This window comes from Halomonas sp. DN3, assembly GCF_024137905.1.
GTDB classification, from domain to species: Bacteria; Pseudomonadota; Gammaproteobacteria; order Pseudomonadales; family Halomonadaceae; genus Halomonas; species Halomonas litopenaei.
The window spans coordinates 1092606-1113398 of record NZ_CP099965.1; the positions used below are offsets into that span (position 1 = coordinate 1092606).

Sequence of the window (20793 nt, forward strand, 5' to 3'; positions counted from 1 at the left end):
GGGGCGGCCACCGCCGCCCCTTTCAAAAGTGTTGTCATGCCACAGGCGTTGCCGACACGCCTTGGCGCTTCAGTCCGCGCTGGCGGTCGCTTCGCCGTCTGCCGTCGCCGGTGTTGCGCTGGTTCCCGGCTCGCCGCCCAGGCGTTGGCCCATGCTCACCGCGACGGGGCTGCCGGCCTTGCCGCTCAAGGCATCGAAGTCGACCTTTTCGGCGAAGGCCATGACCACGGTGGAGCCGAGCTTGAAGCGGCCCATCTCGGCGCCCTTGGCGAGGTGAATCGGACGATCGAAGCGGACACGCTCGACCCGGCCGGACTGCGGTGTCACCTGGCCGGCCCACACCGTTTCAATGGCGGCGACGATCATCGCACCCACCAGCACCAGCACCATGGGACCGTGCTCGGTCTCGAAGTGGCATACCAGCCGCTCGTTGCGGGCGAACAGGCCCGGGACGTGGCGGGTGGTGGCGTCGTTGACCGAGAACAGGCGCCCGGGCACGTAGACCATCTCGGTCAGGGTGCCGGCAAGCGGCATATGCACCCGGTGGTAGTCCTTGGGCGACAGGTAGACGGTGGCGAAGCTGCCGCTCTGGTAGCGGGTGGCCGCCCTGGGGTCGCCACCGAGCAGCTCGGTCATGCTGAAGCGATGGCCCTTGGCCTGGACCAGCCGGCCATGGTCGATGGCGCCCCATTGGGACAGGGTGCCGTCGGCAGGGCACAACAGGCCGTCTTCCAGCGGGCGGGCGCCGGCCGCCAGCGCCCGGGTGAAGAAGGCGTTGAAGCTCGGGTAGACCCTGGGGTCCGATTCCACCGCTTGGCTCATGTCGACCTTGAAGCGCTTGATGAAGGCGCGGATCAACAGGTTCTTGAGCCAGCCGATACGGCAGTCGGCAAGCAGGCCGACCAGGCGCGACAGCAGGTGGTGGGGGATGGGGTACTGGATCAGGGAAAACAGCTTGGCGAGGGTCACGAAGGGACGATCTCCGGGTGGTCAATGACGCGCACGCGGCCTCACGGCCGCGCCGCTGGTGCAATCAAGTGCCCTAGGCTCAGTCCGAAAAGTCGACGAGCGAAGGTTAGACAAGGCAAAAATCGGTGAGAAAGCGCAGTTTACGTGGTGTAAATGAGCATTTTGATCCGATTTTTAACGCCGCATTACCGAGCGCAGACACTTTTCAGACAAGCCCTAGATGGGCAGAGGAACAAGGGCGTCAGTGTTCGATGGGGGTATCGTCGCGATTGCCCCACTCCTTCCACGAGCCCGGGTAGGCACGCATGCGTTCGAACCCCAGTGCCTTGCCTACCAGCCAGGTGAAGCCGCTGCGATGATGGGTCTGGCAGTGAGTGACCACTTCCATATCCGGGGTGATACCCATGGCGCCCAGCTCGGTGATCAGCTCGGCGTAATCGCGCAGGCGAAGTGAGCGTTCACGGTCCATGGCGTCGGTCCACTCCATGTTGACCGCTCCGGGCAGGTGGCCGAGGTGCCGGTTCTGGCCCTTGTTGCCATCGAACTCGTCGACGGAGCGGGCATCCCAGATGGCGAAGTTGTCGCTGCCCAGGCGCTCTTCAAGCTCGAGTCGGTCGATCGCGACCTCGGGATTGAGGACCTCGGCCTGGTAGTCCGACGGCTCCGGCGCATGGTCTTCGGTGGACTGGGGCAGACCCTCGTCACGCCAGGCGTGAATGCCGCCATTCAGGTAGGAATAGCGCTTGTGGCCAATCAGCTCCAGCGTCCACAGCAGGCGCCCGGCCCAGCCGCCGCCTTCATCATCGTAGGCGACCACGTGGGTGTCCCGGGTCAGGCCCAGCGACGAGAACAGTTGTGACAGGGCCTCTTCATCGGGGACGTCGTTGGGGACGTCGCCGGAACCTTTCAGCAGACGACGATGGTCGAGAAAGATCGCGCCGGGCACATGGCCCTCGGCGTAGCTTTCCGCCTTCAGCGGCACGTCGATCACCAGGATGTCCTCGTGATCCAGCACGCCGGCGAGTTCCTCGGGCTCGGCGATCAAGGGCAACAGATTGTCTTCTGAGCTCATGGTTCTCTCCTGGCGGATCCACACGGATGAAAGGGGCGGGCGCTGTGTCTGGCGCCTGGCACTTCGCGAGGGGACGCTACTGGCGTTTCCCTATTGGCTATCCAGACTATCGACGATACGACGATAACTGGCAAAGCGTTCGGGGTGAATCGCCCCCTCGTCGATGGCGTCGCGAATGGCGCAGCCCGGCTCCTGCCGGTGGCGGCAGTCGCGGAAGCGACACAGGCCGAGGTAAGGGGCGAATTCGATAAAGCCCTCGGTGACCTCGCGCTCTGTCAGGTGAGTAAGGCCAAACTCGCGGATGCCGGGGGAGTCGATCAGCTCGCCCGAGGCCAGGCTCTCGTCCGGTGCGGGCAGGTGGTAGAGCTGGGCGGTGGTGGTGGTGTGGCGACCCTTGCGCGAGTCCTCCGACAGCGCGCCGATGCGCAACTGTTCGTCGGGCAGCAGGCGGTCGATCAGTGAGGACTTGCCGACCCCGCTCTGGCCGACGAATACCGAGGTGCGGTCGGCGAGCTGGGCGTAGAGGGCGTCGAGTCCGCCGTCGACCTCGGTGGAGGTGGCCACCACCTGGTAGCCGATGCCGCGGTAGCGATCGAGCAGCCCGCGCAGTTCGCCGCCCTCGTCGGGCAGCAGGTCGGTCTTGTTGAGCACCAGCACCGGGGTGATGCCGGTGGCCTCGGCCGCCACCAGGTAGCGATCGATCAGGCCAGCGTGGGGCTCCGGCTCCACCGCGAAGACAATCAGGATCTGGTCGATGTTGGCCGCCACGGGCTTGAGTAGCCCACGCATATCCGGGCGTTCGAGCACATTGTCGCGCTCGCCTCGGGCCACCACCACGCCGCTGCCGTCCTCGCCGGCCCGCCAGATGACGCGGTCTCCGGTGACCAGGCCCTCGAGGTTGGCGCGCAGATGGCAGCGGGTGGGCGTCTCGCCGGCACGGCTGGCGACGTCCAGGGTCCGTCCGAAGTGAGCGATCACTCGGCCGTCGCGCTCGGCGCCGTATTCGCCGGCGGCAAGCTTCTCGTCGTCCTGGCCGGCCTTTCTGGCGGCGCGCTCGGCGCGTTCGGCCTGGATCTTCTCGATGCGCCAGCGCTGCTGGCGGCTCAACTTGCGTTTGCTCATGAGCACCCGATGGTCGGTACAATGGTCGGCATTGTACCTACACGCACGGCCCCTGTCCCGACAAGGGCCACCGCCTGATCAAGGAAGCGACGATGTCCGATGCCTGCGCCAGCCCCGACGATACCCTCAACCCGCGTCCTGACGATGCCAAGACCGGCCCGCGAAACGACGCCCTGATCTGGATCGACCTGGAGATGACCGGGCTCGACCCGGAGCGTGAACGCATCATCGAGGTGGCCACCCTGGTCACCGACGGCGAGCTCAATGTCATCGCCGAGGGGCCGGTGATCGCGGTTCACCAGAGCGACGCACTGTTGTCCGGCATGGATGAGTGGAATACCCGTACCCACGGCAATTCCGGGCTGGTCGAGCGGGTGCGCAAGAGCCAGATCGATACCCGCGAGGCCGAGCGCAGGACGCTCGAGTTTCTCTCAGCCCACGTGGCCCCGGGAACGTCGCCGATGTGCGGCAACTCGATCCACCAGGACCGGCGCTTTCTGGAGCGCGAGATGCCCGAGCTGTGGGCATTTTTCCACTACCGCAATCTCGACGTCTCGACCTTGAAGGAGCTGGCCAAGCGCTGGAACCCCCAGGCGCTGGAGGGCTTTTCCAAGCGCAACGTGCACCTGGCCATGGACGACATCAAGGAATCCATCGCCGAACTCGCGCACTATCGCAAGACGTTCCTCAAGGCTGGGGAATAGTCAGCAGTTGACGCCGGGTTCGAGGCGAGGGGCGCGTTCAGCTCGAGGCGCTCAGCTTGAGGCGCTCGGCTCGACACGCTCAAGCAGAGGTGATCAGCTCGGCGCGCCGCTGGCGCTGGCGGGCGAGCGCCCAGCGTACGTGCTCACGCACCAACTCGGAGGGATAGGCCAGGCGGGTGAGCAGGGCGCGTTCGATGGCGGCGCTCCAGGGGGCGTTACCGAGCCCCACCGCCAGGTTGCGCAGCCAGCGTTCGTAGCCGATACGCCGAATCGGGCTGCCGGCGGTGCGCTCGAGAAACTCCTCCTCGCTCCAGCCGAACAGGGTCAGCAGCTCTACCCGGTCGAGATCGTGGCGCGGCGCGAAGTCAGGTTCGCTGCTTGCCCGTGTGAAGCGGGTGAAGGGGCACACCAACTGGCAATCGTCGCAGCCGAACACCCGATTGCCCATGGCCTCGCGATAGCGCTCGGGAATGGCGCCGAACAGCTCGATGGTCAGGTAGGAAATGCAGGCGCGGGCGTCGACCACCTTGTCCTCGACGATGGCGCCGGTGGGGCAGGCGGTGCGGCAGGCGCTGCAGCTGCCACAGTGTTCCTGCTCGAATGGCTCGTCCACCGGCAGCGGCAGGTCGGTGTAAAGCTCACCGAGAAAGAACATCGAGCCGGCTCTGGGGTTGAGCAGCATGGCGTTCTTGCCGAACCAGCCGATACCGGCCTTGCGCGCCAGGCCGCGCTCCATCACCGGGGCCGAGTCGACGAAGGCGCGGTAGCCGAAGTCCCCGACTTCCGCCTCGATGGTCTTTGCCAGGCGCTGTAGCCGCTTGCGCATCAGCTTGTGGTAGTCACGCCCGGTGGCATAGCGTGACACATAGGCGCGGCTGGGCTGTCCCAGCACCTTGGTGGTCTCCACCTCCGGCGGCAGATAGTCCAGGCGCACACTGATGACCCTGATGGTGCCGGGTTCGAGCTCGGCCGGACGGGTGCGTTTGGTGCCGTGCTTGGCCATGAAGCCCATCTCGCCGTGGAAACCTGCCTCCAGCCAGCGCTCGAGATGGGCCTCATCGTCGCTCAAGTCGACGTCAGTGATGCCGACCTGCTGGAAGCCGAGCTCCCGCCCCCAGGTGCGGATGCGCGCCGCCAGGTCGTTGAAGTCGACGTCGGTGGACGGGGACGATGCAGACATAAATGAGGACATACCCGGCAAATGGCAAGACAGCCCGGCTCTGCGCTTGGCGCGAGAGGAGAAGGGCTTAGACTTCATAGGGAAGGAAGTGACCGCCATGGTAGACCATCACGATCGAAGGGAGAACCGCATGGACATCTTGGACGGCGGCGTGATTGAGCCAGGACAGACTCCGTTGTACACCGCCGAGCAGGTGCGCGAGCTGGACCGACGGGCGATCGCCGGCGAGAGCGACGGCTTCGCCCTGATGCACCGGGCCTCCGGCGTCGCCTGGCGCTGGCTGAAGGCGCGCTGGCCGGCGACCAAGTCGCTGACGGTGTTCTGCGGTGGCGGCAACAACGGCGGCGACGGCCATGTGCTGGCAGCGCTGGCCGCGACCGAAGGGCGCCAGGTGCAGCGGATTTCCCTGACCCCGCGTGAACGCCTGAAGGGTGACGCCTTGCGCGCGGCCGAGATGGCCGACGACGCCGGTGTCGGCTTTATCGAATGGCGAGAAGGATTGCGCGTGGAAGGGGACGTGGTGGTCGATGCCATGCTCGGTACCGGCTTTGCCGGCGACCTGCGTCCGACCTACGCCGCGGCCATCGCCGCCATCAATGAAAGCCGGTGTCCGGTGCTGGCGGTGGATATTCCCTCGGGCATCACCGCCGACGGCGGCGCCGAGCCCAGCATGGCGGTCAGGGCGGTGATGACGGTGACCTTTATCGCCGACAAGCTGGGACTGCACACCGGGCGTGGTGCCGCCCTGGCCGGCGAGGTGGTGGTGGAATCACTGGGGGTGGACGCCCTGGCCCATGACGATATCACGCCCACCGCCTGGCGCCTGCAGTCGAGCCTGGTGAACCTGGCGTTGCCTCCGCGTGAGCGCGACATGCACAAGGGCGCCGCCGGATTCGCCGGCATCTTCGGTGGCGCACCCGGATTCGGCGGGGCGGCGCTGCTGGCGGCAGAGGCCTGCGCCAGGGTGGGTGCTGGCCGAGTGCTGCTGGCCACCGCGCCGGAACACGTCGGCGCCAGTCTGGTGCGCTGCCCCGAGGTCATGGCGCGTGGGGTGACCCATGCCAGCGAACTCGATGAGCTGCTCGATCGCCTGAGTGTGCTCGCCGTGGGGCCAGGGCTTGGCCAGGGGAGCTGGGGCCAATCGGTGCTGCAGACCGCGCTGAAGCGCTCGATTCCGCTGGTGCTGGACGCCGATGCCCTCAACCTGTTGGTCAGCCGCTTTGCCGATCAGCGGCGTGACGACTGGATCCTGACCCCCCATCCGGGAGAAGCGGCACGCCTGCTCGAGACCAGCGTGGCCGAGGTCGAGGCGGACCGCCCCGGTGCCGCGCGCGCCCTGCAGCAACGCTGGGGCGGGGTGGTCGTGCTCAAGGGGGCCGGAACGTTGATCGCGGGTCCAGAGGGCCTGGCGCTGTGTCCTTTCGGCAACCCGGGCATGGCCAGCGGCGGCATGGGCGATACCCTGACCGGTGTGCTGGCGGGCTTGATGGCCCAGGGCCAGGCCCCGGGCTGGTCACTGGAACGCACCGCGCGGCTGGGCGTGCTGGTGCATGCCCTGGCCGGTGACATGGCGGCGAGAGAGGGCGGTGAGCGTGGTCTGTTGGCCAGCGATCTGGCATCCTGTGCACGAAAATTGGTCAATCCGACGATGGGCGAGGAAGATGCAGCTGCGACTCGATGATGAAGACCGCCAGGTCGCACTGGGGGAGTGCCTGGGACGGGCCTTGCAAGGACGAGGACGCGTCCACCTGTCGGGAGAGCTGGGGGCCGGCAAGACCACCCTGGCTCGCGGTGTGTTGCGCGCCTACGGCCATCAAGGTGCGGTGAAGAGTCCTACCTATACCCTGGTGGAGCCCTACGAGCTTTCGCTGGACGGGGAGCCGGTCACGCTGCACCACTTTGACCTCTACCGCCTGGGCGATCCCGAGGAGCTCGAGTTCATCGGTGGGCGCGATCTGCTCGCCGAGGGGCATCTGTGCCTGGTGGAGTGGGCCGAGCGCGGCGAGGGCTGGCTGACGCCGCCGGATCTCGAGTTGGCGCTAAGCCACGCCGAGACAGAAGGGCGCGAGGCGCACATCAGCGCCGCCACGACCCTGGGTGAAGCACTGCTGACGCGCCTGAAAGACGAAGTCTCCCGCGATCAACGACTGGCGGGAGGCAAGGCATGAGGCGTCGCCTTCCGGCCCGTATGGGTGCTGGTCTATTGGCTTTGGTGGCCACACTGGGCCTTACGCTTTCGAGCCTTGCCCAGGCCGCCAGCGTGGACAACATGCGCCTGTGGGCCGCGCCGGATCACTCGCGGCTGGTGTTCGACCTGTCGGCGCCGGCCACCGCCAACGTGTTCGAGCTCGACAACCCGCGCCGGTTGGTCATCGATCTCAGTGGCACCAGCCTGGCCGCCGATCCTGCCAGCATGGACCTGTCCAACAGCGCCATCAGCTCGGTGCGCACAGGCGTGCGCGATGGCGGCGATCTGCGCGTGGTGCTCGAGCTCAGCCGCGCCATCGAGCCGCGTCACTTCTCGTTGGCGCCCAACGACCAGTACGGCGATCGTCTGGTGGTGGATCTGGAGTACCCCGGCGAGAGCGCGGTGGAAGACCCCATCGATCCCATCGAGTCGATGATCCGTGAGCAGGAGATCGCCGCCGAGCGGGCCAAGACCGTGGCGGTGGCCGAGGGCCGTGACCCGGTGGAGGCAGCACCGGTGATCGACACCGCTCAGCCCCATCCCAAGCGCGACATCATCATCGCCGTGGATGCCGGGCACGGTGGCGAGGACCCCGGCGCGCTGGGCCCGAGCGGTACCCGCGAGAAGGACGTGGTGCTGCAGATGGCCGATCGCCTGGCGCGCATGATCAACGACTCCCCCGGCTTCAAGGCGGTGCTGATCCGCGACGGCGACTACTACGTCGGGCTGCGTCAGCGCACCCTGATCGCCCGCGAGCAGAAGGCCGACTTCTTCGTCTCCATTCACGCCGACGCCTTCAACAGTCCGCGTCCCCACGGCAGCTCGGTGTTCGCGCTGTCCCAGAGCGGAGCCACCTCGGAGACCGCCAAGTGGCTGGCGGCCAGCGAGAACCGCTCGGACCTGATCGGCGGGGTCGACGGCAACCTGTCGCTGGATGACAAGGATCAGGTGCTCAGGGGCGTGCTGCTGGACCTGACCATGACCGCGACCCTCAATGACTCCCTGACCATCGGCGACGAGGTGCTCAGTCGCATCGGGCGCATCAACGACCTGCACAAGCCCAGGGTCGAGCAGGCCGGCTTCGTGGTGTTGAAGTCCCCGGACATTCCATCCCTGCTGGTGGAGACGGGCTTTATCTCCAACCCCGAGGAAGAGCGACGACTCAAGGACGGCGGCTACCAGCAGCGGATGATGAGCGCCGTGTTCGGCGGCATCCGCTCGCACTTCGAGCGCAACCCGCCACCGGCAAGCCTGCTGGCCTGGCAGCGCGATCAGGGGCGGTCCACCGCTACCAACGAGTATCGCATCCAGCCAGGCGACACCCTGTCCGCCATCGCCTCGCGTCACGGCGTGGCGCTCAGCGCGCTCAAGCAGGTCAACGAGCTGTCCGGGGACGTCATTCGCGTCGGCCAGGTGTTGAGGATTCCCAGTTCATGAGTGATATCCCGTGTCAGAGCGAGCCTGGCGTTCAGGTGTCACAGCGCCGCTCGATCAAGATTCTCGACCCCCGGCTGGCCAACCAGATCGCCGCCGGCGAGGTGGTGGAGCGCCCGGCCTCGGTGGTCAAGGAGCTGATCGAGAACGCCATCGACGCCGGCAGCACCCGCATCGAGGTGGACATCGAGTCCGGCGGTGCCCGGTTGATCCGGATCCGTGACGATGGCTCCGGTATTGGCGAGGAGGACCTGCCGCTGGCGCTGTCACGACACGCCACCAGCAAGATCCTGTCGCTGGAGGAGCTCGAGGGCGTCGCCAGCCTCGGCTTTCGCGGCGAGGCGCTGGCCTCGATCAGCTCGGTGTCGCGACTGGAACTGACCTCCAACGTCGAGCAGGACCCTCAGGGCGGCTGGCGGGTGGTGGCCGAAGGGCGGCGCATGGAGCCCCGCGTCACGCCGGCACCCCATCCGCGTGGTACCTCGGTGGCGGTGCGTGATCTGTTTTTCAACACTCCGGCCCGGCGCAAGTTCCTGCGTACCGAAAAGACCGAGTTCAACCATGTCGAGGAGGCCTTTCGGCGCCAGGCGCTGTCGCGCTTCGACATCGGCTGGACCCTTCGCCACAACCAGAAGACCATCCACCAGTTGCCGGTGGCACGGGATGACCACGCGGTGGAGCGACGTCTCGCTTCGCTGCTGGGCAAGAACTTCCTGGACAATGCCCTGACCCTGGACATCGCCACCGGCAGCCTGCGCCTGTGGGGCTGGGTGGGACTACCGACCCACTCCCGCGCCCAGGCCGACCAGCAGTACTTCTTCGTCAATGGCAGGGTGGTGCGCGACCGGCTGGTGGCCCACGCCATCCGCCAGGCCTACCGCGATGTGCTGTTCAATGGTCGCCACCCGGTATTCGTGCTCTATCTGGACGTGGACCCCACCGTGGTGGACGTCAATGTCCACCCGACCAAGCACGAGGTGCGCTTTCGCGACGGGCGCATGGTCCACGACTTCCTGTTCTCGAGCCTGCACCGGGCGCTGGGCGAGGCCCGCGCAGGGCATCAGGATGGTCAGTCTTCGCAGCAGCAGGCGAGCATCCAGAGTGATGGCCTCGACGTCGACCCCGAGACCGGCGAGATCCGCGAGCCGGCCCCCCAGGGCGGGAATCCCGGCCAACACCCGTCCCGACAACAGCCTTCCTGGCAGCAGCAGCCGATGGCGCTGCACCCGCGCCGCGACGAGGGCGAGGGCGGTGTCACCCCGGACCGGGTGCGCGCCTTCATGGACGGTTACCGCAAGCTGCACCCGGATCACGAAGACAGCCTGCTGACGCCGCAGCCAGGAGGCCCAGGCGCCGGCGGTCTGGCCGCCGGCACGGCCCAGGCCGAGCGCCATAGCCCCACGCCGAGAACCTGGCCCGGCGCCGCTGGCGCGGCTAGCGAGCCCCCTGCTGGGGCCGGCGGTGCATCGCTCACCTCATCGACGCCAGAGGTGATGCCGGAAGACGACGCCACCCAGGCGCCGCCGCTGGGCTACGCCATCGCCCAGTTGCACGGCATCTACATTCTGGCCCAGAGCGCCCAGGGACTGGTGCTGGTGGACATGCACGCGGCCCACGAACGGATCGTCTACGAGCGCATGAAGACCCAGGTCCACGGTGGCGCGCTGGATGCCCAGCCGCTGCTGGTACCGGTGTCGCTGGCGGTCAGCGCCGCCGAGGTCGAGACCGCCGAGCGCGAGCGCGATGCCTTCACCCGGCTTGGTGTCGAACTCGATGCCGCCGGTCCAGAGACCCTGCTGGTGCGCCAGGTGCCGGCGCTGCTGGCCGATGCCGACGTGGAACCGTTGGTGCGCGAGATGCTCTCGGACCTGGAGCGCTACGGTCGCTCCGATCGCATCGAGGCCTACATCAACGAGCTGCTGTCGACCATGGCCTGCCACGGCAGCGTACGCGCCAATCGCCAGTTGACCATTGCCGAGATGAACGCGCTGCTGCGTGACATGGAGCGCACCGAGCGCAGCGGTCAATGCAACCACGGCCGCCCCACCTGGACCCAGATGAGCCTCAAGGATCTGGACCGGCTGTTTCTGCGAGGGCAATGATGGCGCCGACAGACGCTCCGGCCGCGGCCACGCCGCCCGCGCAGGACGACCGACCGCTGGCGCTGCTGCTGATGGGCCCCACGGCGGCGGGCAAGACCGATCTTGCCATCGAGATCCGCGAGCGCCTGGGTGGCGAGATCATCAGCGTCGATTCGGCGATGATCTATCGCGGCATGGACATCGGCTCGGCCAAGCCCTCGGCCGAGGAACTCGCCCGGGCGCCCCATCGACTGATCGATATCCGTGATCCGGCCCAGGCCTACTCGGCGGCGGAGTTTCGCGACGATGCCCTGGCCGAGATGCACGATATCGCCGCCAGTGGCCGGCTGCCGCTGCTGGTCGGTGGCACCATGATGTACTACAAGCGCCTGGTCGAGGGGGTCGCCAACCTGCCCTCGGCGGACAGCGCCGTGCGTGAACGCCTGTCCCGGCAGGCCGAGCAGGACGGCCTCGAGGCGCTGCATCGCCGCCTGGCCGAGGTCGATCCCGAGTCGGCCGCGCGCATTCACCCCAATGATCCTCAGCGCCTGATGCGGGCGCTGGAAGTGTTCGAGCTGTCCGGGCGGCCGATGAGCGAGCTGTGGAATGAGCAGCGTCGTGAAACCTTTCCCTTTCGTCTGCTGTCCATAGGGCTCGCTCCCGCCGAGCGCTCCGTGCTGCACGAGAGAATCGCCAGGCGCTTCAACGCCATGCTGGACGGCGGATTTCTCGATGAAGTAGCGGCGCTCAAGGCGCGTGGCGATTTGACGCTGTCGCTGCCATCGATGAAGAGCGTGGGCTATCGTCAGGCATGGCAGTACCTGGATGGCGAGTTTGATCGTGAGACGTTCATTCATCGTGGCGTGGTGGCGACGCGTCAACTGGCCAAGCGGCAGCTGACCTGGATGCGTAGCTGGCCTGCGCTGACCTGGGTGGACCCGTTGGCGGCCGACCCCGCCGAGCGCCTCGTGAAACTCGTGCGCGAAGCGGGGACTTAGCGTAAGATAACGAGTTCGTGTGACCACTTGCAGGGTCCCGCCGAACAACCGAATACCTGTCGCCCGCCATCTTGAAGACCTCGGCGGGCGGCACCATAACCTAAAACCCTAAGACACTTCAGGGAGAGCAACATGTCCAAAGGGCAGTCCCTTCAAGACCCGTACCTGAACATTCTGCGCAAGGAGCGCATTCCGGTATCGATTTTCCTGGTCAACGGCATCAAGCTGCAGGGCCAGATCGAATCCTTTGACCAATTTGTCATCCTGCTGCGCAACACCGTCAGCCAGATGGTCTATAAGCACGCCATCTCCACGGTGGTGCCGTCACGCAATGTGCGTCTGCCGGCCCAGGATCCCGCTGCGCAGCCGGAGAGCTGATATTTCGTGAGGTATTGATTGTTTTTTGAACGTCCCGACGCCGGTGAAACGGCGGTACTCGTCCATATCGACTTTCAGGACGAGAAGGAGCGCGAAGATCCCGGTGAGTTCCACGAGCTGGTGAGGTCGGCGGGTGCCGAACCCGCAACCCTCGTGACCGGCTCGCGGCAACGACCCGACCCCAGGAGTTTCGTGGGGTCGGGCAAGCTCGAGGAAATCGGCGAGGCCCTGGCGGTACACAAGGCCGAGCTGGTGATCTTCAACCACGCGCTCAGTCCTTCCCAGGAACGCAACGTCGAGCAGACGCTGAAGTGTCGTGTGCTCGATCGTACGGGCCTGATTCTGGATATCTTCGCCCAGCGGGCGCGGACTCACGAGGGCAAGCTGCAGGTAGAGCTGGCCCAGCTCGAGTACATGTCCACGCGCCTGGTGCGAGGCTGGACCCACCTGGAACGCCAGAAGGGCGGTATCGGCCTGCGCGGTCCGGGTGAAACCCAGCTCGAGACCGACCGCCGCCTGCTGCGTGCGCGCATCAAGTCGATCCACAAGCGCCTGGACAAGGTGCGTAGTCAGCGCAGTCAGAATCGCCGCGCCCGCTCGCGTGCCGAGATCCCCAGCGTCTCGCTGGTGGGCTACACCAACGCCGGCAAGTCAACGCTTTTCAACAGCTTGACGGCGTCTGAGGTCTATGCGGCGGACCAGCTCTTCGCTACTCTCGACCCTACGCTGCGGCGTCTTGAGGTCGAGGACGTGGGGCCGGTGGTGCTGGCGGACACGGTGGGCTTTATCCGCCACCTGCCGCACAAGCTGGTCGAGGCGTTCCGTGCCACCCTGCAGGAGGCCGCCGAGGCCAGCCTGCTGGTGCATGTGATCGACTCGGCGGATCCTGATCGCGAGCTCAACGTCACCCAGGTGGAGGCGGTGCTCGACGAGATCGGCGCGCTGGACGTGCCGACGCTCAAGGTGATGAACAAGATCGACCTGTTCGACAGTTCGCCACGCATCGAGCGCGACGAGCACGGGGTACCGCAGACGGTGTGGCTGTCGGCGCAGAAGGGGCTGGGGCTGGACCTGCTGACCCAGGCCCTGACCGAGCGGCTGGCGGAAGACATCATCGACTTCTCGCTGACCCTGACGCCGGAGCAGGGCAAGCTGCGCGCGGCGCTGCATGAGCTGAATGCCGTGCGCGACGAGTCCTTCGACGAGGACGGCCAGACGCAGCTGGATGTGCGTCTGCCGCGTCGTGACTTCAATCAGTTGATGGCACGCCTTGGCGAGCGTGCCGCCGATTACCTTCCCGTCGCGCTGCAGGAACGCGACGTCTGGGAAGCCTGAACCGACCCGCCTGACGGGTCGGCAAGAGCGTCGCCCGGATGGTGACGCCACAAGGAAAGCACTGAAGAAATGTCGCGAGCGACGACAGGTCGGTCGCCGCCGGAGCGGAAAGGTCGGAGTTGACACAGGGTTAAATGAGAACCTTGAGCACCGCCGGCGGCCGAGATGCCGAGCGCAGCAATGTATGCAGTGTTTTCCAAGGATCGCAATCGATGCGCCTCGTCTAGGCGGGGGCACAGAGTGGAGACGACGTATGGCCTGGAATGAGCCTGGTGGCGGCAACGGCAACCAGCACGACCCCTGGAGTGGCGGGGGGCGCCGTGGCGGTAATGGGGGCGGTGGCAACCGCGGTGGCGACAATCAGGGGCCCCCCGACCTCGATGAGGCCCTGAAGAAGTTTCAGGACAAGCTCAATGGCATGCTCGGCGGCCGCGGCGGCAAGCGCGGCGGTGGCAAGGGTGGCGGCAAGGGCGGCGGCAATCGCCCGCGCAATACCTTCGCCTTGCCGGGACTGTTGATCATCATCGGTCTCGCCGTATGGGCGGCCAGCGGTTTCTATCTGGTCGACCAGTCGGAGCGGGGCGTCGTGCTGCGCTTCGGCAAGTTCCAGGAAGTCGTCACCCCGGGTCTGCAGTGGAATCCGCCGCTGATCGACGACGTGCGCATGGTCAACGTTACCCGCGTGCGCTCGGTCAGCCAGACCCAGTCGATGCTGACCCAGGACGAGAACATCGTCTCGGTCGAGATCTCGGCCCAGTACCAGGTGGCAGCGCCGCGTGACTACGTGCTCAACGTGCGTGATCCCGAGCTGTCGCTGGAAAACGCCCTCGACTCGGCGCTGCGTCACGTGGTCGGTGGCACCGACATGATCGACATCCTGACCTCGGGTCGTGAGATCCTCGGCAGTGCCGTGACCAGCCGTCTGCAGACCTACCTGGACAACTACGGTACCGGTATCCGTCTGGTGACCCTGAACGTCGAGTCGACCTCGCCGCCCGATGCGGTGCAGGACGCCTTCGATGACGTCATCCGTGCCCGCGAGGATCGTCAGCGCACGATCAACCAGGCCATGGCCTACGCCAACGCCATCATCCCGGCGGCTCAGGGTCAGGCGCAGCGTATCGTCGAGCAGGGCCAGGGTTACCGCGAATCAGTGGTCGCCGAGGCGCGTGGTCAGGCCAACCGCTTCACCGCACTGCTGACCCAGTATCGCAATGCCCCCGAGGTGATGCGCGAGCGTCTCTACCTCGACGCCATCTCCGAGGTGCTCGGCCAGACCAACAAGGTACTGGTGGACGTCGATCAGGATGGCCCCTTGATGGTGCTGCCGATGGACCGTATCGGCCGTGGTCTGGGCACGTCCACCGCTGCCGACGCCGAGAATCAGCTCGATCCGCAGGTGCTGGAGCGCATCCGTGCCGAGTCCGCCAACGCGGCCTCCAATTCAAGCTCGAACCGCAACGGTCGTGACACCGGTATTCAGCGGGAGGGTCGCTAAATGATCAATAATCGATCCCTGCTCATCGTCGGCGGCCTGGCCGCCGCCGCCTGGCTGGCCAGCAACAGCCTCTACGTGGTCGACGAGACCGAGCGTGCGGTCAAGCTGCGCTTCGGTGAGATCATCGAGGAAAATATCCAGCCGGGCCTGCACGTCAAGGTGCCGATCACCCAGACCATTCGCAAGTTCGACACCCGGGTGCTGACACTGGATACCGACGCCAGCCGCTACCTGACCCAGGAGCAGAAGGCGGTGATCGTGGACTCCTACGTCAAGTGGCAGGTGGTCAACCCCACTCGCTACTACGAGGCCACGGCCGGTGACGAACTGATGGCGGTTCGCCTGATCCAGCCGCGGGTCGACGAGAGCCTGCGTAACGAGTTCGGCCAGTTGAACCTGCAGCAGATCATCTCCGAGAAGCGTGACGAGCTGATGTCCGGCCCCACCGAGGAGCTCGACAAGCTGATGCGCGAAGAGATCGGGGTGGCCATCCTCGACGTGCGGGTCAAGCGTATCGATCTGCCCGAGGACGTGTCCTCGGCGGTGTACGATCGCATGCGCTCCGAGCGTGAGCGTGAGGCCCGCGAGTGGCGTGCCCAGGGCCAGGAGGAGTCCGAGCGGATTCGCGCCAACGCCGATCGCCGCCGTCAGGTACTGCTGGCCCAGGCCAACGAGCGTGCCGAGACCCTGCGTGGTGAGGGTGACGCCGAGGCCGCCGGTATCTACTCCGACGCCTACGAGGGCGATACCGAGTTCTATCGCTTCTGGCGTAGCCTCAACGCCTATCGCGACTCCTTCGGTGCCGGCGAGGGCAACATGATGGTGCTGGATCCCTCCAGCGACTTCTTCCGTTACCTCAAGAGCGCCGATCCCCAGGGAGCTGGCAGCCAGCCCCAGGGCTAGCGGTGGCCCCTGGCCGCCGACCGCAAGGGCGAATGCCGCCCTTGCGGGGTTCAACTGGCGGCCAAACGTGATAGAATCGGTAAACCGGGCGTGGCCCGGTTTTTTTGTGGCCGTCATTCCCGACATCGTTCCGTCCGACGCATTCGCCAGCACGCCAGAAGTTCCGAGACCGCTCCGAGATGAGTTCCCGGATTTCACCAGTGCGCGAGGTTTTGCGTGCGCGCGGACCAGGCCCACCGTCTAAGCAAGATATCGACCAAGCAGGATATCGACATGACCATCGCTGACCGCTGGCTCCTGCCCGACGGCATGGACGAGGTGCTGCCACCTCAGGCCAGTCGTATGGAGGAGCTGCGCCGGGCGCTGCTCGACCTCTTCCATCTCTGGGGTTACGACCAGGTGATGCCGCCCCCGGTGGAGTTTCTCGACTCCCTGCTGACCGGCACCGGCACCGATCTCGACCTTCAGACCTTCAAGCTCACCGACCAGCTCACCGGGCGCATGATGGGGGTGACCGCCGACGTCACGCCGCAGGTGGCGCGCATCGATGCCCACTCGCTCAAGCGTGAAGGCCCGGTGCGTCTGTGCTACTGCACCAATGTGCTGCGAGCCAAGGCCGACAAGCATCAGGGCGGGCGCAGCCCGGTCCAGGTCGGTGTCGAGCTGTTCGGCAGCGCCAGCCTGGCGGCGGATCTCGAGATCCTGCGCCTGGCGCTGGAGAGCCTCTCGGCCTCCGGCGCCGGCGAGGTGCACCTGGCGCTTGGCCACGTCGGCATCTACCGCAACCTGGTCGAGGTCGCCGAGCTCGACGCCGAGGCCGAATACGCCATCTCCGCGGCGCTGGCGCTGAAGTCGCCGGGGCAGCTAGAGGCAGAGGTGTCCAGGGCAGTGAGCGATCCCGCTCTGGCGGCCATGTTCCGCACCCTGGGCGAGCTGCACGGCGGCCCCGAGGTGCTCGACCAGGCCCGCGAAGCCTTTGCCGAGGCGCCCCAGGCGGTCAACGACGCCCTCGACAAGCTGTGCGAGCTGTATCAGGGCGTGCATCGCGAGCACCCCGAGGTGGCCTGCTACTTTGACCTGGCCGAGCTGCGCGGCTATCAGTACCACACTGGCATGATGTTCGCCGCCTACGTGCCGGGGTACGGTCAAGCCCTGGCCAAGGGCGGGCGCTACGACGACACCGGCCGTGCCTTCGGTCGCGCCAGGCCTGCTACCGGCTTCTCGATGGACCTGAAGCTGTTGGCGACGCTGGCCTCCAGCGAGGCCGCCAGCGACAGCGTCTGGGCGCCGGCAGAAGGTGACGCCGAGGGCCTCGACGAGGCGGTTCAGGCCTTGAGGCGCCAGGGGCGCCGGGTGATCCAGGGGCTGCCCGGCCAGCGCGCTGCGGGACACGGCTGCAGCGAGCAGCTGGTGGCCCGAGACCAGCGCTGGGTGCTCGAACCGCTGGCGACATGATCCTGCCGGCAGTGCCTGGCACTGCCTGGCAAGCAATACCGGGGCGCCGGGGCGTGGCGCTTTAATCGACTGTGGCGCCAAGGCGCAACCAAGAAGAGACGAGAACTGCAATGGGCAAGAACGTAGTCGTACTGGGTACCCAATGGGGCGATGAGGGCAAGGGCAAGGTCGTCGACCTGCTGACCGAGTCCGCCTCCGCCGTGGTGCGTTTTCAGGGCGGTCACAATGCCGGCCACACCCTGGTCATCGACGGTGAAAAGACCGTCCTGCACCTGATTCCGTCCGGCGTGCTGCGCGAGGACAAGACCTGCGTCATCGGCAACGGCGTGGTGCTGTCGCCGGAGGCGCTGATCAAGGAAATCCGCGAGCTCGAGAGCAAGGGCGTACCGGTGCGCCAGCGCCTGCGTCTGTCGCCCGCCTGTCCGCTGATCCTCGACTACCACGTGCGCCTGGATCAGGCTCGCGAGAAGGCTCGTGGCATCGCCAAGATCGGCACCACCGGTCGCGGCATCGGTCCGGCCTACGAAGACAAGGTCGCCCGCCGTGGCCTGCGTCTGGGCGATATGCTCCATCGTGAGCGCTTCGCCTCCAAGCTGGGCGAGGTGCTGGACTACCACAACTTCGTGCTGACCAAGTACCACGGCGAAGAGCCGGTGGACTTCCAGGCGACCCTGGAAAGCGCCATGGAGATGGCGGAAGAGCTGCGTCCGATGGTCACCGACACCGTGAGCCTGGTCCACGACCTGCGCAAGGGTGGCGAGAACATCCTGTTCGAAGGCGCCCAGGGCTCGCTGCTGGACATCGACCACGGTACCTACCCCTACGTCACCAGCTCCAACACCACCGCCGGCGGCACCGCTACCGGTTCAGGCGTCGGCCCGCTGTATCTGGACTACGTGCTGGGTATCACCAAGGCCTACACCACCCGTGTCGGCTCTGGTCCGTTCCCCACCGAGCTGTTCGACGAGCACGGCCGTCACCTGGCAGAGAAGGGCCACGAGTTCGGTGCCACCACCGGTCGCGCCCGTCGTTGCGGCTGGTTCGATGCCGTGGCGCTGCGTCACGCGGTGCAGATCAACTCGGTATCCGGCATCTGCCTGACCAAGCTCGACGTACTGGATGGCCTCGAGAATATCCGTGTCTGCGTGGGCTATCGCAGCAAGGACGGCGAAGTGCTCGACAACCCGGTGGACTCCGAAGGCTACGAGGCCATCGAGCCGGTCTACCAGGACCTGCCGGGCTGGAGCGAGTCGACTCTGGGCGTCAAGCGCGTCGAGGACCTGCCCAACGCCGCCCGCGCCTACATCAGCTTCCTCGAGGAGCAGGTCGGCACCTCCATCGACATCATCTCCACCGGCCCGGACCGCAACGAGACCATCGTCCTGCGCAACCCCTTCGGTGACTGATCGTCAGGTCGCCTGACCCAAGCGACGGGCGCAACAGAAAAGGCCGGCAGTGATGCCGGCCTTTTGCCTCTATCGATAACCCTCACCGATTCCCTTTGCTGGTGAATTTACGGCGGCACTCCATCGAGAGCCTCGTGTGATTTTCTGTATACGCGCCCCAAAGCAAGCAGAATGACGCCAAGCAAAGCGACGCCGATCATTATCGAGAAGCCGGAGAGATAGTCGCTGAAATAATCGAAAGCGTTTGTGTCCATAACGTTAGAAAGCTCTTCTGATCGCTTGAACGATATCAATAGAAAAGTAATAAAGACATTGACTGCCTGCCCTGATAGTAGCGTGATGCCTGACAATGTCATCCAGTTTGACCCAGGGTATACCATCAGGCCAAGTAACAAAAATACTGCCAATGGTATGCAAAATCCCCCCATTACCTCAAACTTTACATTCCCAGTATCAGGGACTTCGAAGAAAGATAAAAGGCCCACTGTATATACGAAAAATCCACAAATGATCAAGAAGCCTACACCGAATAATTTTCTCATGACCGTAGACTCATTTCTCCAGCCTGTTGAAGTATAAATTAGCTTTTGGTCGATAAAGTAAAAAGGCGAATAGTGCAGCAAATAACAAAGCCGGATAGCTTAAAGATTTTTCGAAATTTATGATTAGTGAAAATATGGCCATAAAGCCGTAGCAGAATATGAACACCGTTCGTCCAGATTTCTTCTGCGCGAGCATCATTATCGATGAACAGATAATCACAAAGGAAGTGGCAAAGATAAAGAAGTACTGTAGTCCTACAGAAATACTATTCAACTTCATGATTCTGGTGACTTCATGGTTTCCATAGCCATAGATATTGAACGCTACTTGAACAGTGCATAATATTATAGAGATCCAGCATATGATGGATACGGATATAGGACGTTTAGTCATGACACACTCCCTCGTGTAGTATACTTTCTTAAGTGGAGTAGGGTTGTTTTTCCAGGCTGCTTGTTTTCTCAAATAGAAATTCGCGAAGGTCAGTTAGTCAATACAGATCGCTCCTGAAGTGACGTAGCGTCACCGAAAACTGGATATGTGATAGCGCCGGCTCTGGGAAACCATTAAAATCCTGATGAATTGTAGCGATATTTCTACTTGTAACTACCATCCGGCTGGTGCTCCAGGCCATAGTAGCTCGGGAAAAACGTGCGATTCTCTTCCTGCCAGGCCCGGGATAGGGTAATGGCCTGCTGCACTTGTTCCGGCGTCATCTGGGCCTCCAGTCGGAGTTTGTCGGGTACGCCAGCGGTCCCCTGAAGATCGTAGTACTTATACGCCAGAGCCAGATTTACCTCGGTGCCGATGCCTTGTTCGTAGTACATGGCAAGGCCGCTATGGCTTATACGTCCCTCAAATGGCATGGTTTCCGCGCGTTTTAACCAATCGAAGGCCGCTTGTTCATTCTTAGGAACACCAAGACCTTCTCGGTAGATCCCAGCTAACTGAGTGGCGGACTCGGCATCACCCTGTTCGGCGGCTTTGGTAAACCAGATTCGCGCCTGCTGGATATTTTCCTCCACTAGGCCCCGAGGATTGGAGCCTCGGTAAGCGTGGCCCAGCCTTCTCTGGGAGAGAATATAGCCCTTCTCCGCCGATGCCTCGAGATAGGCCAAGGCAAGCGGCTTGTTGGCGGGCGCAACAACGCCATTGTAGTAGACCGTGAATAGTGAATAGCCAGCTTCTACAATACCCAGCCGCCACGCTTTACGAAGAAGTTCGATAGCTCTGGCCGGATTCGGCTCTCGCTCGAACCCGGTAATATGACCGAAATTTATAAGCCCAAGTAAGTAAATGGATTCTGCATCGTTCTGTTCAGATTTCTCGGTGATCTGTTCTATCGTCGTATCGAAGCTTTCGCTTAATGCATCGATGTCCGGGCTATTGTTTATTATTTTTGCTTCATGCTCCATTGTCAATACGGTGTTTTCATGGAGATCTATTTTGATGATTTCTCGTGTCTTGTCACATCCTGATAAAAGCATCGTGACTATTGTTAGTGCTATGAATGAGGCTGGTTTCATG

General features: G+C 64.4%; 18 protein-coding genes. 12 read left to right on the forward strand and 6 right to left on the reverse strand.

The genetic code is table 11. From position 1 onward, the window contains the following. Positions 1-69 precede the first annotated feature (69 nt). The 3 genes from asd to rsgA form a co-directional block, all read right to left on the reverse strand. Complete coding sequence (gene asd, locus NKF27_RS04910; protein WP_253555561.1) at positions 70-969, reverse strand: archaetidylserine decarboxylase; 900 nt, start codon at positions 967-969, stop codon at positions 70-72. Between the two features lie 241 nt (positions 970-1210). Further along, positions 1211-2041, reverse strand: coding sequence for a sulfurtransferase (locus NKF27_RS04915; protein ID WP_253555563.1), 831 nt, complete (start codon positions 2039-2041; stop codon positions 1211-1213). A gap of 90 nt (positions 2042-2131) precedes the next feature. Then, entirely contained in the window at positions 2132-3163 is a 1032-nt protein-coding gene (gene rsgA / locus NKF27_RS04920; protein ID WP_045993090.1) for a small ribosomal subunit biogenesis GTPase RsgA, read from the reverse strand. Between the two features lie 92 nt (positions 3164-3255). On the opposite strand from rsgA, the gene orn reads away from it, so the two are divergent. Then, positions 3256-3867, forward strand: coding sequence for an oligoribonuclease (gene orn / locus NKF27_RS04925; RefSeq protein WP_301271178.1), 612 nt, complete (start codon positions 3256-3258; stop codon positions 3865-3867). A gap of 79 nt (positions 3868-3946) precedes the next feature. Here orn and queG read toward each other — a convergent pair whose 3' ends face one another. Continuing rightward, on the reverse strand, positions 3947-5047 hold the full coding sequence (gene queG / locus NKF27_RS04930; protein ID WP_045993091.1) for a tRNA epoxyqueuosine(34) reductase QueG: 1101 nt from the start codon (positions 5045-5047) through the stop codon (positions 3947-3949). A 130-nt stretch (positions 5048-5177) separates the two neighbouring features. Between queG and NKF27_RS04935 the strand changes: the two genes are divergently transcribed. The 11 genes from NKF27_RS04935 to NKF27_RS04985 all read left to right on the forward strand — a co-directional run bounded on the left by NKF27_RS04935 (position 5178) and on the right by NKF27_RS04985 (position 18723). Then, a complete protein-coding gene (locus tag NKF27_RS04935) occupies positions 5178-6728 on the forward strand; it encodes an NAD(P)H-hydrate dehydratase (RefSeq protein ID WP_253555565.1) in 1551 nt (516 codons plus the stop codon). Further along, positions 6709-7215: a tRNA (adenosine(37)-N6)-threonylcarbamoyltransferase complex ATPase subunit type 1 TsaE gene (gene tsaE / locus NKF27_RS04940; protein WP_253555567.1), complete on the forward strand. Its 507-nt coding sequence runs from the start codon at positions 6709-6711 to the stop codon at positions 7213-7215. The genes NKF27_RS04935 and tsaE overlap by 20 nt, the downstream gene beginning before the upstream one ends. Beyond that, positions 7212-8672 carry an N-acetylmuramoyl-L-alanine amidase gene (locus NKF27_RS04945; RefSeq protein WP_253555568.1) on the forward strand — a complete coding sequence of 487 codons (1461 nt, stop codon included), beginning with the start codon at positions 7212-7214 and terminating at the stop codon, positions 8670-8672. The genes tsaE and NKF27_RS04945 overlap by 4 nt, the downstream gene beginning before the upstream one ends. After that, the gene (gene mutL, locus NKF27_RS04950; RefSeq protein WP_253555569.1) at positions 8669-10771 is read left to right on the forward strand and encodes a DNA mismatch repair endonuclease MutL; all 2103 of its coding nucleotides are present in this window, start codon (positions 8669-8671) and stop codon (positions 10769-10771) included. The genes NKF27_RS04945 and mutL overlap by 4 nt, the downstream gene beginning before the upstream one ends. Then, positions 10771-11748 (forward strand): tRNA (adenosine(37)-N6)-dimethylallyltransferase MiaA, encoded by a 978-nt coding sequence (gene miaA, locus NKF27_RS04955; RefSeq protein ID WP_253555570.1) that lies wholly within the window; start codon positions 10771-10773, stop codon positions 11746-11748. The genes mutL and miaA overlap by 1 nt, the downstream gene beginning before the upstream one ends. A gap of 132 nt (positions 11749-11880) precedes the next feature. Further along, a complete protein-coding gene (gene hfq, locus NKF27_RS04960; RefSeq protein WP_045993095.1) occupies positions 11881-12126 on the forward strand; it encodes an RNA chaperone Hfq in 246 nt (81 codons plus the stop codon). An 18-nt stretch (positions 12127-12144) separates the two neighbouring features. Next, entirely contained in the window at positions 12145-13461 is a 1317-nt protein-coding gene (hflX, locus tag NKF27_RS04965; RefSeq protein WP_045993096.1) for a ribosome rescue GTPase HflX, read from the forward strand. Positions 13462-13714: 253 nt separating this feature from the next. Then, a complete protein-coding gene (hflK, locus tag NKF27_RS04970) occupies positions 13715-14959 on the forward strand; it encodes an FtsH protease activity modulator HflK (protein ID WP_108131457.1) in 1245 nt (414 codons plus the stop codon). After that, positions 14960-15862 carry a protease modulator HflC gene (gene hflC, locus NKF27_RS04975; RefSeq protein ID WP_045993098.1) on the forward strand — a complete coding sequence of 301 codons (903 nt, stop codon included), beginning with the start codon at positions 14960-14962 and terminating at the stop codon, positions 15860-15862. Positions 15863-16135: 273 nt separating this feature from the next. Continuing rightward, the gene (locus tag NKF27_RS04980; protein ID WP_045993099.1) at positions 16136-17317 is read left to right on the forward strand and encodes an ATP phosphoribosyltransferase regulatory subunit; all 1182 of its coding nucleotides are present in this window, start codon (positions 16136-16138) and stop codon (positions 17315-17317) included. Positions 17318-17427: 110 nt separating this feature from the next. Then, entirely contained in the window at positions 17428-18723 is a 1296-nt protein-coding gene (locus NKF27_RS04985; protein WP_045993100.1) for an adenylosuccinate synthase, read from the forward strand. A gap of 107 nt (positions 18724-18830) precedes the next feature. On the opposite strand, the gene NKF27_RS04990 is transcribed toward NKF27_RS04985, so the two are convergent. Continuing rightward, complete coding sequence (locus tag NKF27_RS04990) at positions 18831-19265, reverse strand: hypothetical protein (protein WP_253555571.1); 435 nt, start codon at positions 19263-19265, stop codon at positions 18831-18833. Positions 19266-19862: 597 nt separating this feature from the next. Further along, a complete protein-coding gene (locus NKF27_RS04995) occupies positions 19863-20792 on the reverse strand; it encodes a tetratricopeptide repeat protein (RefSeq protein WP_253555572.1) in 930 nt (309 codons plus the stop codon). Between the last annotated feature and the right edge of the window lies 1 nt (position 20793).

Bases quoted from the DNA above. Each gene is read 5' to 3' on its own strand.
- queG (WP_045993091.1), bottom strand. From the start codon at position 5,047: ATGTCTGCATCGTCCCCGTCCACCGACGTCGACTTCAACGACCTGGCG.
- hflC (WP_045993098.1), top strand. From the start codon at position 14,960: ATGATCAATAATCGATCCCTGCTCATCGTCGGCGGCCTGGCCGCCGCC.
- NKF27_RS04915 (WP_253555563.1), bottom strand. From the start codon at position 2,041: ATGAGCTCAGAAGACAATCTGTTGCCCTTGATCGCCGAGCCCGAGGAA.
- hflK (WP_108131457.1), top strand. From the start codon at position 13,715: ATGGCCTGGAATGAGCCTGGTGGCGGCAACGGCAACCAGCACGACCCC.
- NKF27_RS04985 (WP_045993100.1), top strand. From the start codon at position 17,428: ATGGGCAAGAACGTAGTCGTACTGGGTACCCAATGGGGCGATGAGGGC.
- NKF27_RS04945 (WP_253555568.1), top strand. From the start codon at position 7,212: ATGAGGCGTCGCCTTCCGGCCCGTATGGGTGCTGGTCTATTGGCTTTG.
- NKF27_RS04935 (WP_253555565.1), top strand. From the start codon at position 5,178: ATGGACATCTTGGACGGCGGCGTGATTGAGCCAGGACAGACTCCGTTG.
- tsaE (WP_253555567.1), top strand. From the start codon at position 6,709: ATGCAGCTGCGACTCGATGATGAAGACCGCCAGGTCGCACTGGGGGAG.
- NKF27_RS04995 (WP_253555572.1), bottom strand. From the start codon at position 20,792: ATGAAACCAGCCTCATTCATAGCACTAACAATAGTCACGATGCTTTTA.
- NKF27_RS04980 (WP_045993099.1), top strand. From the start codon at position 16,136: ATGACCATCGCTGACCGCTGGCTCCTGCCCGACGGCATGGACGAGGTG.
- miaA (WP_253555570.1), top strand. From the start codon at position 10,771: ATGGCGCCGACAGACGCTCCGGCCGCGGCCACGCCGCCCGCGCAGGAC.
- NKF27_RS04990 (WP_253555571.1), bottom strand. From the start codon at position 19,265: ATGAGAAAATTATTCGGTGTAGGCTTCTTGATCATTTGTGGATTTTTC.
- orn (WP_301271178.1), top strand. From the start codon at position 3,256: ATGTCCGATGCCTGCGCCAGCCCCGACGATACCCTCAACCCGCGTCCT.
- hfq (WP_045993095.1), top strand. From the start codon at position 11,881: ATGTCCAAAGGGCAGTCCCTTCAAGACCCGTACCTGAACATTCTGCGC.
- mutL (WP_253555569.1), top strand. From the start codon at position 8,669: ATGAGTGATATCCCGTGTCAGAGCGAGCCTGGCGTTCAGGTGTCACAG.
- rsgA (WP_045993090.1), bottom strand. From the start codon at position 3,163: ATGAGCAAACGCAAGTTGAGCCGCCAGCAGCGCTGGCGCATCGAGAAG.